Origin of the sequence: Neisseria sp. P0019.S003, assembly GCF_051957115.1 — a bacterium.
GTDB classification, from domain to species: domain Bacteria; phylum Pseudomonadota; class Gammaproteobacteria; order Burkholderiales; family Neisseriaceae; genus Neisseria; species Neisseria flavescens_D.
On record NZ_JBQCWT010000002.1, the window covers coordinates 1 to 13,662 of the forward strand.

At 48.5% G+C, this 13,662-nt stretch carries 13 protein-coding genes; 11 read left to right on the forward strand and 2 right to left on the reverse strand.

Features of this window, described 5'->3' with window-relative positions; all coding sequences use genetic code 11:
• Positions 1-443: 443 nt before the first annotated feature.
• The 6 genes from hpnD (at position 444) to apaG (ending at position 5,501) form a co-directional block, all read left to right on the forward strand.
• On the forward strand, positions 444-1,292 hold the full coding sequence (gene hpnD / locus ACTHTS_RS03150; RefSeq protein WP_004520626.1) for a presqualene diphosphate synthase HpnD: 849 nt from the start codon (positions 444-446) through the stop codon (positions 1,290-1,292).
• Positions 1,289-2,596 carry a hydroxysqualene dehydroxylase HpnE gene (gene hpnE, locus ACTHTS_RS03155; protein ID WP_440369189.1) on the forward strand — a complete coding sequence of 436 codons (1,308 nt, stop codon included), beginning with the start codon at positions 1,289-1,291 and terminating at the stop codon, positions 2,594-2,596. Before hpnD ends, hpnE begins: the two co-directional genes overlap by 4 nt.
• 95 nt (positions 2,597-2,691) lie before the next feature.
• Positions 2,692-3,411 carry an SDR family oxidoreductase gene (locus ACTHTS_RS03160; RefSeq protein WP_070822525.1) on the forward strand — a complete coding sequence of 240 codons (720 nt, stop codon included), beginning with the start codon at positions 2,692-2,694 and terminating at the stop codon, positions 3,409-3,411.
• 187 nt (positions 3,412-3,598) lie between these two features.
• Entirely contained in the window at positions 3,599-4,555 is a 957-nt protein-coding gene (thiL, locus tag ACTHTS_RS03165) for a thiamine-phosphate kinase (protein WP_440369190.1), read from the forward strand.
• Entirely contained in the window at positions 4,548-5,036 is a 489-nt protein-coding gene (locus tag ACTHTS_RS03170; protein WP_440369191.1) for a phosphatidylglycerophosphatase A family protein, read from the forward strand. Before thiL ends, ACTHTS_RS03170 begins: the two co-directional genes overlap by 8 nt.
• Positions 5,037-5,132: 96 nt before the next feature.
• Positions 5,133-5,501 (forward strand): Co2+/Mg2+ efflux protein ApaG, encoded by a 369-nt coding sequence (apaG, locus tag ACTHTS_RS03175; protein ID WP_003682575.1) that lies wholly within the window; start codon positions 5,133-5,135, stop codon positions 5,499-5,501.
• Positions 5,502-5,567: 66 nt separating this feature from the next.
• Here apaG and ACTHTS_RS03180 read toward each other — a convergent pair whose 3' ends face one another.
• On the reverse strand, positions 5,568-5,864 hold the full coding sequence (locus ACTHTS_RS03180; protein WP_440369192.1) for a DUF2288 domain-containing protein: 297 nt from the start codon (positions 5,862-5,864) through the stop codon (positions 5,568-5,570).
• 270 nt (positions 5,865-6,134) lie between these two features.
• Here ACTHTS_RS03180 and ACTHTS_RS03185 point away from each other — a divergent pair, with 270 nt between their 5' ends.
• The 4 genes from ACTHTS_RS03185 (at position 6,135) to ACTHTS_RS03200 (ending at position 10,402) form a co-directional block, all read left to right on the forward strand.
• The gene (locus tag ACTHTS_RS03185; protein ID WP_440369446.1) at positions 6,135-6,860 is read left to right on the forward strand and encodes a metal ABC transporter ATP-binding protein; all 726 of its coding nucleotides are present in this window, start codon (positions 6,135-6,137) and stop codon (positions 6,858-6,860) included.
• Positions 6,861-6,936: 76 nt separating this feature from the next.
• Positions 6,937-7,812 carry a metal ABC transporter permease gene (locus ACTHTS_RS03190; RefSeq protein ID WP_285070981.1) on the forward strand — a complete coding sequence of 292 codons (876 nt, stop codon included), beginning with the start codon at positions 6,937-6,939 and terminating at the stop codon, positions 7,810-7,812.
• Positions 7,813-7,891: 79 nt separating this feature from the next.
• Positions 7,892-8,797 carry a metal ABC transporter solute-binding protein, Zn/Mn family gene (locus ACTHTS_RS03195; RefSeq protein WP_049331107.1) on the forward strand — a complete coding sequence of 302 codons (906 nt, stop codon included), beginning with the start codon at positions 7,892-7,894 and terminating at the stop codon, positions 8,795-8,797.
• Between the two features lie 267 nt (positions 8,798-9,064).
• Entirely contained in the window at positions 9,065-10,402 is a 1,338-nt protein-coding gene (locus tag ACTHTS_RS03200) for a sodium-dependent transporter (protein ID WP_440369193.1), read from the forward strand.
• A 127-nt stretch (positions 10,403-10,529) separates the two neighbouring features.
• Here ACTHTS_RS03200 and ACTHTS_RS03205 read toward each other — a convergent pair whose 3' ends face one another.
• A complete protein-coding gene (locus ACTHTS_RS03205) occupies positions 10,530-12,509 on the reverse strand; it encodes a TonB-dependent copper receptor (protein ID WP_440369194.1) in 1,980 nt (659 codons plus the stop codon).
• A 339-nt stretch (positions 12,510-12,848) separates the two neighbouring features.
• Here ACTHTS_RS03205 and ACTHTS_RS03210 point away from each other — a divergent pair, with 339 nt between their 5' ends.
• Positions 12,849-13,622, forward strand: coding sequence for a FadR/GntR family transcriptional regulator (locus ACTHTS_RS03210; protein WP_440369195.1), 774 nt, complete (start codon positions 12,849-12,851; stop codon positions 13,620-13,622).
• Positions 13,623-13,662: the final 40 nt, after the last annotated feature.

A 13,662-nucleotide genomic window follows, 5' to 3' on the forward strand; every position in this document is an offset into this window, starting at 1 on the left:
ATAAGTCTGACGGACGTTTGTGCCGTATATGCCGCCCCGAGGCCGAACCGTTTGCCGGTTCGGGCTGACGGGCGGCTTTGTATGGGCAGTGGCAATAAAACTTGGGCTAATGGGGCTTTCATTGGGTGAAGGGATAAACGGATAAGGTCCATCCTGTCGGATAGGGATATAAAAGATAAAGGGAATAAAGATATGTACTTAAAAGCATTTGACGGAAAGCGAAATAGGGCAGCTGTGCAGAGGGGCTACTCATTGGTACAGCTGTTGGTGGTGATGCTGCTGGTTTCGATCTTGGCGACGTAAGATATTAGGCCGTCTGAAAGATACTTAAGATTAGCTTTCAGACGGCCTTGTTGTAAGATGAATTTTTGATATTGGCGTACTTTTTTAAATACAGATAAAATCCCTGCTAATTATTTATAACGATATTTTTAGGATACACAGTGCTTGCTTTGGATTATTGTCATCAAAAGGTTGCCGAAAGCCATTCCAGTTTTTTATCCGGCTTTCGTTTTTTATCGGTAGAAAAACGGAATGCGATCACTGTTTTATACGCTTTTTGTCGCGAACTAGACGATGTAGTTGATAGCTGTACCGATCCAAATGTAGCTCAGATAACGTTGAACTGGTGGCGCAGTGATTTGGAGAAAGTGTTTAATAATGAGATGCCTGAGCATCCCGTTCATCAGGCTTTAAAAGATATTCGGGAAAATTTTGACTTGCCGAAGAATGAATTTGAGGCCTTGATTGATGGCATGCAGATGGATTTGGAGCAGGCTCGTTATGGTAGTTTTGATGAATTAAAGCTGTATTGTCACCGTGTTGCCGGAGTTGTGGGGCGTCTTATTGCGCGGATTTTAGGTTTTTCCAATCTGAAAACTTTGGAATATGCGGACAAAATGGGCTTGGCTTTGCAGTTGACGAACATTATTCGTGATGTGGGCGAAGATGCGCGACAAGGAAGAATTTATCTGCCGATAGAGGAAATGCAGAAGTTTGACGTACCTGCCAACGTAATTATGCAGTGCAAACCGACAGAAAATTTTGCACAATTGATGCAGTTTCAAGTGAATAGGGCGCGTGAAACTTATCGTGAAGCGATGTTGCTTTTGCCGGCTGAGGATAAGAAATCACAAAAAGTCGGCCTGATTATGGCGGCTATTTATTATGCGTTGTTGAATGAAATTGACCGTGATGGTGCGCAAAATGTGTTGACTTATAAAATTGCGATTCCTTCTCCCCGTAAAAAACGTATTGCTTTGAAAACTTGGCTGTTTGGATTTAAACCATGAAGACTAAGCGTCCAAAAATTGCTGTAATTGGTGCCGGTTGGGCAGGTTTGTCTGCGGCGGTTTCCCTGATTCATCGAGCCGATATTTCTTTGTTTGAGGCTGGGAGACAGGCTGGCGGTAGGGCGCGTAGCATAGCTGGGAAAGATGGTGGATTCAGCTTTTTGGATAATGGGCAGCATATCTTGTTGGGTGCGTATCATGGTGTTCAAACTTTGATGCAACATATCGGCGTTCAACCTGAATCAGCCTTTTTACGCCAGCCTTTGCGATGGTACATTCATGAGGGATTGCAGTTTCAGACGGCCTCTCTGCCTGCGCCTTGGCATTTGCTTGTCGGTATCCTGCGTGCTAAAAATCTTTCTTTTTCATTGAAAATCAAATTGCTGTCGGATATGTCGGCATTGCAACGTTGGGCTGATCATCATAAAACCGATTTGACGGTTGCAAAGTGGTTGAGAACACGAAATGTTCCCCGCAGCCTGCTTGGCCAATTTTGGCAACCTTTGGTTTGGGGTGCTTTAAATACGCGGTTAGAACAGGCATCGTTACGCATTTTATGCAATGTATTGAATGATGGCGTGTGGTCTGAAAAGGCGAACAGCGATTATCTTTTGCCTAAGCAGGATTTAGGGCGGATCGTGGCCGAACCGGCTTTGGATTTTCTGCACAAGCATGGTGCAAAGATACATCTTGAAACTCGTGTTTCACATTTAAACCATCATATTGATGGCCGAATTGAAATCAATGGCGAAGTATTTGATGCGGTTGTTTTGGCTGTTGCGCCATATCATGTTGACGTGCTTTTGCCTGAAGATACGCCTGACTATATTCAGACGGCCTATCAATCGTTGCACTATCATGCGATTACCACGGTTTATTTGCGTTATGCCCAAGCAGTCAAACTGCCTGCACCTTTAACCGGATTTGCCGATGGTACGGCGCAATGGGTGTTACATCGGGGGGCGTTGGGTTTGCCGGATAATGAAGTCGCGGTTGTCATCAGCGTTTCCGATTGCACTGAGGCTTGGAAGGATAAAGATTTGGCCGAGAAAATTCATGCGGACATCAAGCGAGTTTGTCCGGATTTGGGTAAGCCCAAAGCCGTACGCATTATTACGGAAAAACGCGCGACTACAGCGGCAACGGTTGATTTTGTACAACCTGATTTCTCATGGCTGCACCATCGCCGTATTTATCCGGCCGGCGACTATCTCCATCCTCGCTATCCGGCAACATTGGAAGCTGCAGTTCAATCAGGCTTTGCCGCGGCTGAAAAGCTTATGCTGGATTTACAGGTTGAATAAACTGAGGCCGTCTGAATGTTCAGACGGCCTTTTTGACTTTACAAAACTTACCAAGCCGATACAATATCCGAAACCATAAAGTTCAAGGAAAAGTCATGACGACATTAGCGAACAAAACCATCTTGATTACTGGCGCATCCCAAGGCTTGGGCGAGCAGGTTGCCAAAGCCTATGCGGCTGCCGGAGCGACTGTCATTTTGGTGGCGCGTCATCAAAAGCGTTTGGAAAAAGTATATGATGCCATTGTGGCTGCGGGCAGCCCTGAGCCATTTGCCATCTGCTTTGATTTGATGAGCGCGGAGGAGAAAGAGTTTAAGCAATTCGCAGAAACCATTGATGAAGCTACCGGCGGAAAATTGGATGGCGTGGTGCATTGCGCCAGCTATTTCTATGCCTTGTCGCCATTGGATTTCCAAACCGTATCGGAATGGGTCAACCAATACCGTATCAATACTGTTGCGCCTATGGGCTTGACCCGTGCGCTGTTCCCATTGTTGAAGCAATCCGAAGACGCTTCTGTGATTTTTGTCGGCGAAAGCCACGGCGAAAAACCGCAAGCTTATTGGGGTGGTTTCGGTGCCTCCAAAGCTGCGCTTAATTATTTGTGTAAAGTGGCTGCGGACGAGTGGGAACGTTTTGACAACCTGCGTGCCAATGTTTTGGTGCCGGGAGCCATCAATTCGCCGCAACGTATCAAATCTCATCCGGGCGAATCGAAAAGCGAACGTAAAAACTACGAAGATGTCCTGCCGCAATTTATTTGGTGGGCAAGCCGAGAGAGCAGGGGGCGGACAGGCGAAATCGTCTATCTGTAAATCTACCTGCTCAGAGTGGTTTGAAAACATGAGGCCGTCTGAAATCTGTATTTTCAGACGGCCTTTAACTTATTGAGTTTTATATCTAAATAATGTTGAAGTTTGATGTTTGACGTGTTAGCAGGCAAACATCAGGCTGGCACAAAATTAGATATAATAATCTAAGTTATAGTTGTATTGGATAAATATGACGGAATTTGACTTTATCAGACAATATTTGCAGCGACAAAAATCGGAAGGTCTGATTTTGGGCATAGGGGACGATGCCGCTATTATTCGCCCAAGTAACGGATTTGATTTATGTTTTAGCGCTGATATGTTGGTTAAGGGCAGACATTTTTTTGAAGATGTTTTGCCTGAAGATTTGGCATGGAAAATGCTTGCAGTAAATTTATCCGATATGGCCGCTATGGGTGCCAAGCCACGTTGGGTGTTGCTCAGTGCTGCGCTGCCTGAATTAAATCAAGACTGGCTCAAACGTTTTTGCGATAGCTTTTTTGCTTTGGCCGCGCGTTTTGATACGGTGTTGATTGGTGGAGATACTACCAAAGGCGATTTGGTCTTTAATGTAACGATAGTAGGTGAAGTTCCGACAGGGCTTGCCCTGCGGCGTGATGCGGCCGAAGTTGGCGACGATATTTGGGTATCGGGTCGGTTGGGTTTGGCTGCCGCTGCTTTGAACAAACATCTGGGGCATTATCAATTGCCGTCTGAAATCATGGCGGTTTGCGATGATAAATTGCTCCGTCCGGAGCCGCGTGTTTCATTGGGTCAGGCATTGTTGCCATTTGCCCATGCTGCGCAAGATGTTTCAGACGGCCTGGCTCAAGATGTGGGACATATTTTAAAAGCCTCTGCTGTCGGAGCGGAAATATTTGCCGATTGTGTGCCGTCGTTGCCTGAATTGAAAAACGTTTTGTCGCGCGAGCAATGGTTGTCGGCAGTATTGGCCGGCGGCGATGATTACGAACTGATTTTTACTGCCGCTCCAGAAGACAGGGAACGCGTTTGTCAGGCAGCGAAACAAAGTGGCGTACCGGTCGCCCGAATTGGTAAAATGACTGACTCAGGCCGTCTGAATATTTTGGATGCCGAAGGCGGCGTATTGGAACTGACTTCTTTAGGATTTGATCATTTTGGCTGAACGTAAACCTACTTTTTCTTGGCTGTTGCACAAACCATTGTGTTTTTTAGGATTCGGTTTCGGCAGCGGCTTGTCGCCGGTTGCGCCGGGTACGGCCGGAACGCTGGCAGCATTACCTCTGGCTTTTATATTGTGCCTGTTGGGCATAGACGGCTGGATATTGCTTTTATTGTGTATCGCCTTGTTTTTCTGGGGTATCCGCATTTGCGGTTATACCGAGAGGGAACTGGGCATTCAGGATTACGGCGGTATCGTCTGGGATGAAATTGTCGCGATGCTGCTGGTGCTGTCGCTGATTCCGTTTAAATGGAGCTGGTGGCTGGCGGCTTTTGTTATTTTCCGCTTGTTTGATGCGTTGAAACCATGGCCGATCAAATGGTTTGACCGGCGGATTCATGGAGGTTTAGGCATTATGCTTGATGATTTGATTGCGGCTGCGATGACCTTGATGGTCTTGGGCCTGTTTTATTGGATCGCGTGATGCGTTTTAAGTGTTTCGACCCTTTGCAAAAATAGGGCGGACACGCCGGAATTATCCGGATTGAAATAAAATAAATACCATACGGGGTAAACAATTATGAATGAAATCGAGATTAACGTGGAGCCGCGTTATATGGCCGGTCAGAGCGACGTCTATCGCGACCGCTATGCCTTCAATTATCTGATTACCATCTGCAACCGCAGTGATGAAATCATTACTTTGCGTCAGCGTTTTTGGGAAATCACCGACGGACACGGTGAGACAGAGCAGGTCGGTCATGCCGGCTTGATTGAAGAGCAACCTGTTTTGTACCCGGGCGAAGCCTATGAGTACAACAGCGGTTCGCAAATCAGCACGCCTTGGGGCAGCATCGAAGGCGCGTATGAGTTTGAAGACAGCATCGGCAAACGTTTCGTTATCGGGGTGCCGAAGCTTGAATTCAAAGCAGGCTTTACTTTGCAATAGGCCGTCTGAAAAATGAAAAACCGGAACATGCGAAATGTTCCGGTTTTATTTTTTCAGACGGCCTTATCAGTCTTTGCAAGGTTGTACCAATACCCACGGCGCCACGACAACCGCCCACATTTCCTGCTTATCCGCTAAAAATGTGCGTGCCATATCATCGCTGACGGCACCGAATTTGCCTCGTTCCATCCATTGTTTCAATGGTGCGGCTTCATCTTCGGCAACATGACGGGCGACGGCAATCAAATCCAAATCGGGCGCAACATAGACGGCGGTACCGCGTGCGAAGTGGGGTTGCAGCTCTTCCCATGAAATGCGGGCGGTTTCGGTATTGAGTTTTTCGTTTAAGAGTGGAATAGACATAGGACAATCATCAAATAAAAAACGGATTGTAACCGATATTCGGCCATTTGCCCGATGCCGTCTGAAAACGAAAGAAATTTACAGGGTTAACGTTATACAGTATCATTTTAATGTTTTAATTTTCTTTCAGACGGCCTGTTGTCCGTATTCGGGCAAGGGCGGTTTTAGGCTTATGAATTCTGTATTGTTGACCGGATTGCTGCAAAGGCTGCTGATTGCGTTTGCCGCATTGGCGGCGTTGTGGGCTGTATATTTTTGGGCGGTGTCGCCATGAGTATCGTGGTGGAAAATTTGACGGTCAGCTATCAGCGAAGGCCGGTGGTGCACCATGTCGATATGGTGTTTGAAGATGGCAAGATGTGGACGATTTTCGGGCCGAACGGCGCGGGCAAATCGACCTTGCTCAAAGCCATTATGGGCTTGCAGAAGACGGACACGGGCAGCGTGCGCTATGAAAATATGGCGCGCAAGGACATTGCCTATCTGCCGCAGCAGTCGGATATTGACCGCAGCCAGCCGATGACGGTGTTTGAACTGGCGGCGATGGGGCTGTGGTATGAAATCGGCTTTTTCGGGCGTGTGAACGCGACGCAGAAAAAGCGCGTAATGGCGGCTTTGGAACGCGTGGAAATGCAGGATTTTGCCACGCGCCAAATCGCGCATTTGTCCAATGGCCAGTTCCAACGCGTATTGTTTGCGCGGATGCTGGTGCAGGATGCCAAATTTTTGTTGCTGGACGAACCGTTTAACGCGGTGGATGCGCGGACGACTTATGCGCTGTTGGAAGTTTTGCGCCAGTGCCATCAGGACGGTCAGGCGGTGATTGCCGTGTTGCATGATTACGAGCAGGTGAGGGCATATTTTGCCAACACGCTGCTTTTGGCGCGTGAAAAAGTGACTGCCGGTGCGACGGAAAATGTGTTGACCGATGAATTTTTGGCACAGGCAAACCGAATGATGCAGAAACAGGAAGCGGCCGATTGGTGCGCGGTTTAATGGACAAGGCCGTCTGAAAGTAAGTATTTTTCAGACGGTCTCAGGCTTTCAGAGATTAATAAAAAAGCGATAAAACATGAATTTATATGATTTGGTCGTCGCGCCGTTTACTGAATTTGACTTTATGCGCTATGCCCTGGCGTCGATTTTCTGCCTGGCATTGAGCGCGGCGCCTGTCGGTGTGTTTTTGGTGATGCGCCGCATGAGTTTGGTGGGCGACGCTTTGAGCCATGCGGTTTTGCCCGGTGCGGCCATTGGCTATATGTTTGCCGGTTTGAGTTTGCCTGCGATGAGTGTCGGCGGTTTTGCGGCCGGTTTGCTGATGGCTTTGTTAGCAGGTTTGGTCAGCCGGTTTACTTCATTGAAAGAAGACGCGAACTTTGCCGCATTTTATTTGAGCAGCCTTGCCATCGGCGTGGTTTTGGTCAGCAAAAACGGCAGCAGCGTCGATTTGCTGCATTTGCTGTTTGGCTCGGTGTTGGCGGTGGATATTCCAGCCTTGCAGCTGATTGCCGTTTCCGCGAGTGTCACTATTTTGCTGATGGCTGTGATGTTCCGTCCGCTGGTGTTGGAAAGCATAGACCCTTTGTTTCTCAAGGCTGTCGGCGGTAAGGGCGGCTTTTGGCATGTGCTGTTTTTGGTGTTGGTCGTGATGAATTTGGTTGCCGGTTTTCAGGCATTGGGTACGCTGATGTCGGTCGGGTTGATGATGTTGCCGGCAATTACCGCCAGACTGTGGGCGAAAAGCATGGGTTGGCTGATGATTTTGTCTGTCGCATTGGCTTTGCTTTGCGGCTTGGCAGGACTGTTGTTTTCCTACCATATCGAAATCCCGTCCGGCCCGGCGATTATTTTATGCTGCGGCACGCTTTACCTGATTTCCGTCGTGTTCGGTTGGGAGGGCGGCATTTTGGCAAAATGGCTGCGCCGCAAGAAACACCGCACGGCATGATTTTTCAGACGGCCGCTTGAATAATCAGGCGGTCTGTTTTATGATGATGTTAATGTTACGTTATATCACTGGAGAGAATATGAAACATTGGAAACTCGGCATCGTTGCCGCATTATTGACCGGTGCAGCTTATGCCGCTCCGCTGCCTGTTGTCACCAGCTTCAGCATTTTGGGCGACGTGGCCAAACAGATTGGTGGCGACCGTGTGGCCGTTCAAAGCTTGGTGGGCCCCAACCAAGACAGCCATGCCTACCACATGACCAGTGGCGACATCAAAAAAATCCGCAGTGCTAAATTGGTATTGCTCAACGGCTTGGGCTTGGAAGCCGCCGATGTACAGCGCGCAGTCAAACAGAGTAAAGTTCCTTTCGCCGAAGCGACCAAAGGCATTCAGGCTTTGAAAGCAGAAGAGGGCGGCCATCATCATGACCACGATCACGAAGGCCATCATCACGATCACGGCGAGTTTGACCCGCACGTTTGGACCGACCCCGTCCTGATGGGTACTTATGCGCAAAACGTTGCCAATGCGCTGATTCAAGCCGACCCTGAGGGCAAAACCTACTATCAGCAACGTTTGGGCAACTATCAAATGCAGCTAAAAAAACTGCACAGCGATGCGCAGGCTGCCTTTAATGCCGTACCTGCCGCCAAGCGAAAAGTCTTGACCGGACACGACGCGTTCTCTTACATGGGCAAACGCTACAATATTGAATTTATCGCCCCTCAAGGCGTGAGCAGCGAAGCCGAGCCGTCTGCCAAACAAGTGGCTTCCATTATCCGCCAAATCAAACGCGAGGGCATTAAAGCCGTCTTTACTGAAAACATCAAAGACACGCGCATGATTGACCGTATTGCCAAAGAAACCGGCGTTAATGTCAGCGGACGTTTGTATTCCGATGCATTGGGTGGTGCACCGGCCAATAGCTACATCGGTATGTATCGCTACAATGTCAAAGTTATGACCGATGCCATGAAAAAATAAAGCGGCTTAAGGATAAAGGCCGTCTGAAACCTTAAAAACAAGGTTTCAGACGGCCTTTCATATGCTTATTTTTAAAATAAACCGTCAAATTTAGAATATAAAAATAAAATTTGTGCTATTAGAGGTTTAATTATCAAAAATTCATGCTAATTTGCTTGGTAAGCACGCACCATCCGTGCGAATTGCTTATCGGCTGTCTGCCGGCCACTCACGGCTTGACTTCACCCTGTTACAATTCGGCATCTTCACGTTTCTTAATATTACATCATGAGCAACCATTCATCTTGGTCATCCAAAATCGGCTTTGTGCTTGCTGCGGCAGGCTCGGCCATCGGTTTGGGTGCAATTTGGAAATTCCCTTATACAGCCGGTACCAACGGCGGAGCCGTATTCTTTCTTTTGTTTTTGATTTTTACTATTTTGGTGGCTTTGCCGGTTCAACTGGCCGAGTTTTACATCGGCCGTACAGGCGGTAAAAACGCTATTGATTCCTTTAAAGTATTGCGCCCAGGTTCGCAGTGGCCGTGGGTTGGCCGCATGGGTGTGGCCGCGTGTTTTATTTTGCTGTCGTTTTACAGCGTAGTTGGCGGCTGGGTATTGAACTACGTCGTACATAGCTTTACCGGCGAAATTCATGCCGGTGCGGATTTTGAAGCCTTGTTCGGCAAAACGATTTCTTCACCGTTTGGTTCGCTGTTTTACCAAGGTTTGTTCATGCTGATTACCATTTGGGTGGTCAAAGGCGGCGTTTCAGACGGCATTGAAAAGGCAAACCGCGTGTTGATGCCGGGTTTGTTTATCCTCTTTATCGCGCTGGCTATCCGTTCGCTGACCTTGCCCGGCGCAATGGAGGGCGTGGCATTCTTGTTGAAACCGGATTGGTCGTATTTGAAACCGGGCACAATGCTGACTGCTTTGGGTCAGGCGTTTTTTGCGTTGAGTATCGGCGTGTCCGCGATGATTACCTATGCCTCGTATTTGGGTAAGGATCAGGATATGTTCCGCTCCGGCCATATGATTATGTGGATGAACCTGTTTGTATCATTGCTGGCCGGTTTGGTGATTTTCCCTGCGGTATTTGCCTTCGGTTTTGAACCCGGTCAAGGCCCAGGTTTGATTTTTGTCGTGTTGCCTGCGGTATTCATGAAAATGCCGATGGGGACTTATTTATTCGCCGTATTCATGCTGTTGGTTGTCTTTGCCACGCTGACTTCCGCGTTTTCCATGCTGGAAACCGTTATCGCGGCAACCATCCGCCAAGATGAGAAAAAGCGCAGCAGTCACGCTTGGGTAACCGGTATTGCGATTTTCATAGTCGGTATTCCTTCGGCGCTGTCATTTGGCGTTTGGGGCGAATTTAAGATTTTCGGAAAAACAATTTTTGATTTGTGGGACTTCATTATTTCTGCCGTCATCATGCCGATTGGCGCATTGAGCGTTGCCGTGTTTACGTCATGGGTTCAGGACAAACAGTCCGTTCTGCGCGATGCAGGCATGGGCAGTACCATTCCGAAACAGTTGCTTCACTTGTGGTTGGGTGTGCTTCGCTATCTTGCGCCGATTGCGATTATTGTGGTGTTCATCAACTCTTTGGGTTTGATTTAATCCGATAGAGAGCAAACAGTCCGGCGTTGCATTGCTTCGCCGGACTGTTTGTTTAAAAACATCATTAAAAATATTAAGGCCGTCTGAAAAATTTTCAGACGGCCTTTTTATAGATGCGCGAGGCTGATTAGAACTTCGCTTGCAGTCTCAGCCATGCAGTACGGCCGGGTTCGTTCACGCGCATGGTTTGAGTACCGGCAGACGGGTCGCCGCCGCGGCTGACGAATTCAGCATAGGTTTTGTTGAACACATTGTCCACGCCGCCTTGCAATGTGGCGTATTTGCTGAATTTCCAACCGGCGTTGAGCGAGAGTACGCCAAAGCCTGAAGAAGCGCCGATGTCTTGGCCGACGATATTGCCTTGGCCTTTGCTGTAACGGTTTTGTTTGGCTACGACGCGCCATAATGCGCCCGCGCTGAATTTGCCGTTGTCAAAGGCGAGGGTGTTGTTCCACTCGAGCGGCGGCGTTTGTGCCAAAGGTTTACCGTCGGTACGGTTTTTGCCGTGGGTGTAGGCGAGGCTGGTGCCAACTTCCCAGTTAGGCGCAAATGTCCATTTGACTTCGGCTTCGCCGCCAAAGCGAGAAGCGTTTATGTTGCGTACGTTGAAATTCATCATGCCTTGGCGCTCCATCATGATGAAGTCTTTGATGTTGCTGCCGAATACGGATACAGACGCGTGGAGGTTAGGATGTTTCCAGATTACACCAGCATCGATTTGGCGGTTTTGCTCTGCTCGGATAGCTTTGTTTTCAGAGCGCAGGCGTTCCCAGTAGTCAGGCGCACGTTCGGCAATACCGAAGCCGGCATAGTATTTCAGGCCGTTGTCCGTATTTCTTTCCCAACGCAGGAAGCCTGAGTTCAAATTGAATTTTTGATGTTTCAAAACGGGGTCGGTCACGCGCGCGGTATCGTAATGCGCTTTGACTTGGTCATGGCGCAAACCTGCTACCCAGCGTTGATTATCGGTTTGCTGCCAAGAGGCTTCGGTGAAAACACCCCATTGTTTGAAACTTTGGTTGGGCATGTAAGGCTTGTGGCTATAGCCGTCGCCACCACGCTCATGACGCGCGACGTGGACATCGTCCAAATAATCCAAACCGGTTTGCAGGTTGAGCTTGTCCCAGTCGAAAGTAGCTTTCAGACGGCCTGTATCGGTATTGCGTTTAGGGTTGTTGGCATTTTTAATCTGCTTGCCGGCAGGATTGTAGATGGTACGCAGGCTGTATGTGTCCATCACGTGGTCGATTTCGCTTTTACCGTAGCGCAGTTCCAACTCGCTGAACCATGGGGTAAGGTTGCGTTGGGTGAAGCGGATGTTCCATGCATCACGGTCGAATTTGCTGCCGTCCATCATGCGGTCGGCGTAGGCAACCTTGGCTCTGCTGCGTTCGTATGTGCCGGCAATGGTGGTATTTTCTGTCGGGGTAACACCCAGTTGCAACATTTGGCTATCGCGTTTGAAGTTGGAGTGAATGCGGTTGCCGTCGCCGTCTTTGTAGTCGTCAGCTTCGTTATGGGAGATATTGGTACGGACGTAGCCGTATTTGCCGCCGAACTCGGCTTCCAGCGAGCCGTCAAGACGGTCGTTACTGCCTGCTGTCAGGGTGGCATTGATGTTGTAAGGTTTTTCAGTGAAATCAGGGTCTTTACGGATAAATTGCACCGAGCCGCTGACCAAGCCCATGCCTTGGGTAACGGTTTGCGGGCCTTTGGTGACCACGACTTTGTCAAATGAATTTGGGTGAATATAGGCAGTCGGCGGGTCCATGCGCATACCGCAACCGCCATAAATAAACTGGTCGTCGGCATTGACGGAGAGGCGCGAGCCGCCCAAACCGCGAAATAACGGATCGCCCGAGCTGCCGCCTTTGCGGATGATGCTCATGTTGGGCACGGATTGTAAAAGGTCTGCCCCGTCTCCGGCAGGGAGGGGTTGCAAAGCAGCTTTGGGGTTGAAAGTAACGCGATTGGCTTTTTGTTGTTGTGTGCCGGTGACGGTGACAGGGGAAAGGGTAACCGTTTCTTCAGGTGTAGGATCGGTATCTGCCCATGCTTGGGATACAGCTAAGGCAATGGGTAAGATAAGTAATGGTGGGTATTTCATATCGTTTCTCTCTATTATTAGGAATTATGTTAACTAATACATAAGTATTATACATAAAGTCTAGTTAAATAGAAGCGGTGGGATTTTAATCTAAATCAATATTTTCAGATTTTGGGCGCATAGGTTGTTTATTAAGATTGGTCATACCAAAATATTGATTTGAAGGCATTGGTGAGGTTACTTGATAAAAATGAATATGTTTGAATTAAACTGCTTACAATGGGGAGAATGGCATTTCTTGACGAAAAAATAGGGGATTGATTAGAATGGGCGGCTAATTGGTCAATCCAATTTATGGCCGTCTGAATACAACTGTCCTTCAACCATCAGGAATACAACATGACGAAATTGGTTCGTCCGCAAAAAATCAGCGATCAGGTTTTAGCCATTTTGGAAGAACGTATCGCGACCGGCATTTATGAAGAAGGCAGTAAATTGCCTCCCGAACGCACGCTCGCGGAAGAATTCGGCGTGTCGCGTCCGTCAGTCAGGGTGGCATTGAATATCTTGATTGCCAAGCAGGTTTTGGAAGCGCGGCAGGGCGATGGCTATTATGTTTCAGTCAAGCCGCAACAGGATTTTTTGCAAAGCTGGCAGGAGTTGCTCGGCAAACATACCAATTGGGAAACAGACGTATTCGATTTCAGTTGCCACGTTGAAGGCTGTATGGCGGCGCTGGCTGCCGAAAGACGGACTGATGCCGATTTGAAACGCATTGACTTCTGGCGGCAGAAGTTCGAGACGGCCTGTGAAAGCGGAAATTTGGAGCATCAAGCCGAAGCAGACGTCAGCTTTCATCAAACCATTGCTGATGCCGCACACAATATCCTATTCAGCCACCTTTCCAGCAGCCTGCTCAAAATGCTTTATCAGCAAACACGCAGCGGCATTATCTATATCCATCAAACCGAAGACCCGCGACCGACACTGATTGCCCAGCACCACGCTATTTTTGAAGCCATTGCCCAGGCCAAACCGGCCGAGGCGGCGGAAGCGGCCAAACTGCATTTGAATTATGTCGCCCGCCGCATTTTGCAGGACAGGGAATATCAAAGCCGCAGCGAGCATGCGGATGTATTGGCACAAAACGATTTGAAACGGGTAGATTGGTAGCGTTTAAAAATAATCAGGCCGTCTGAATTTTTCAGACGGC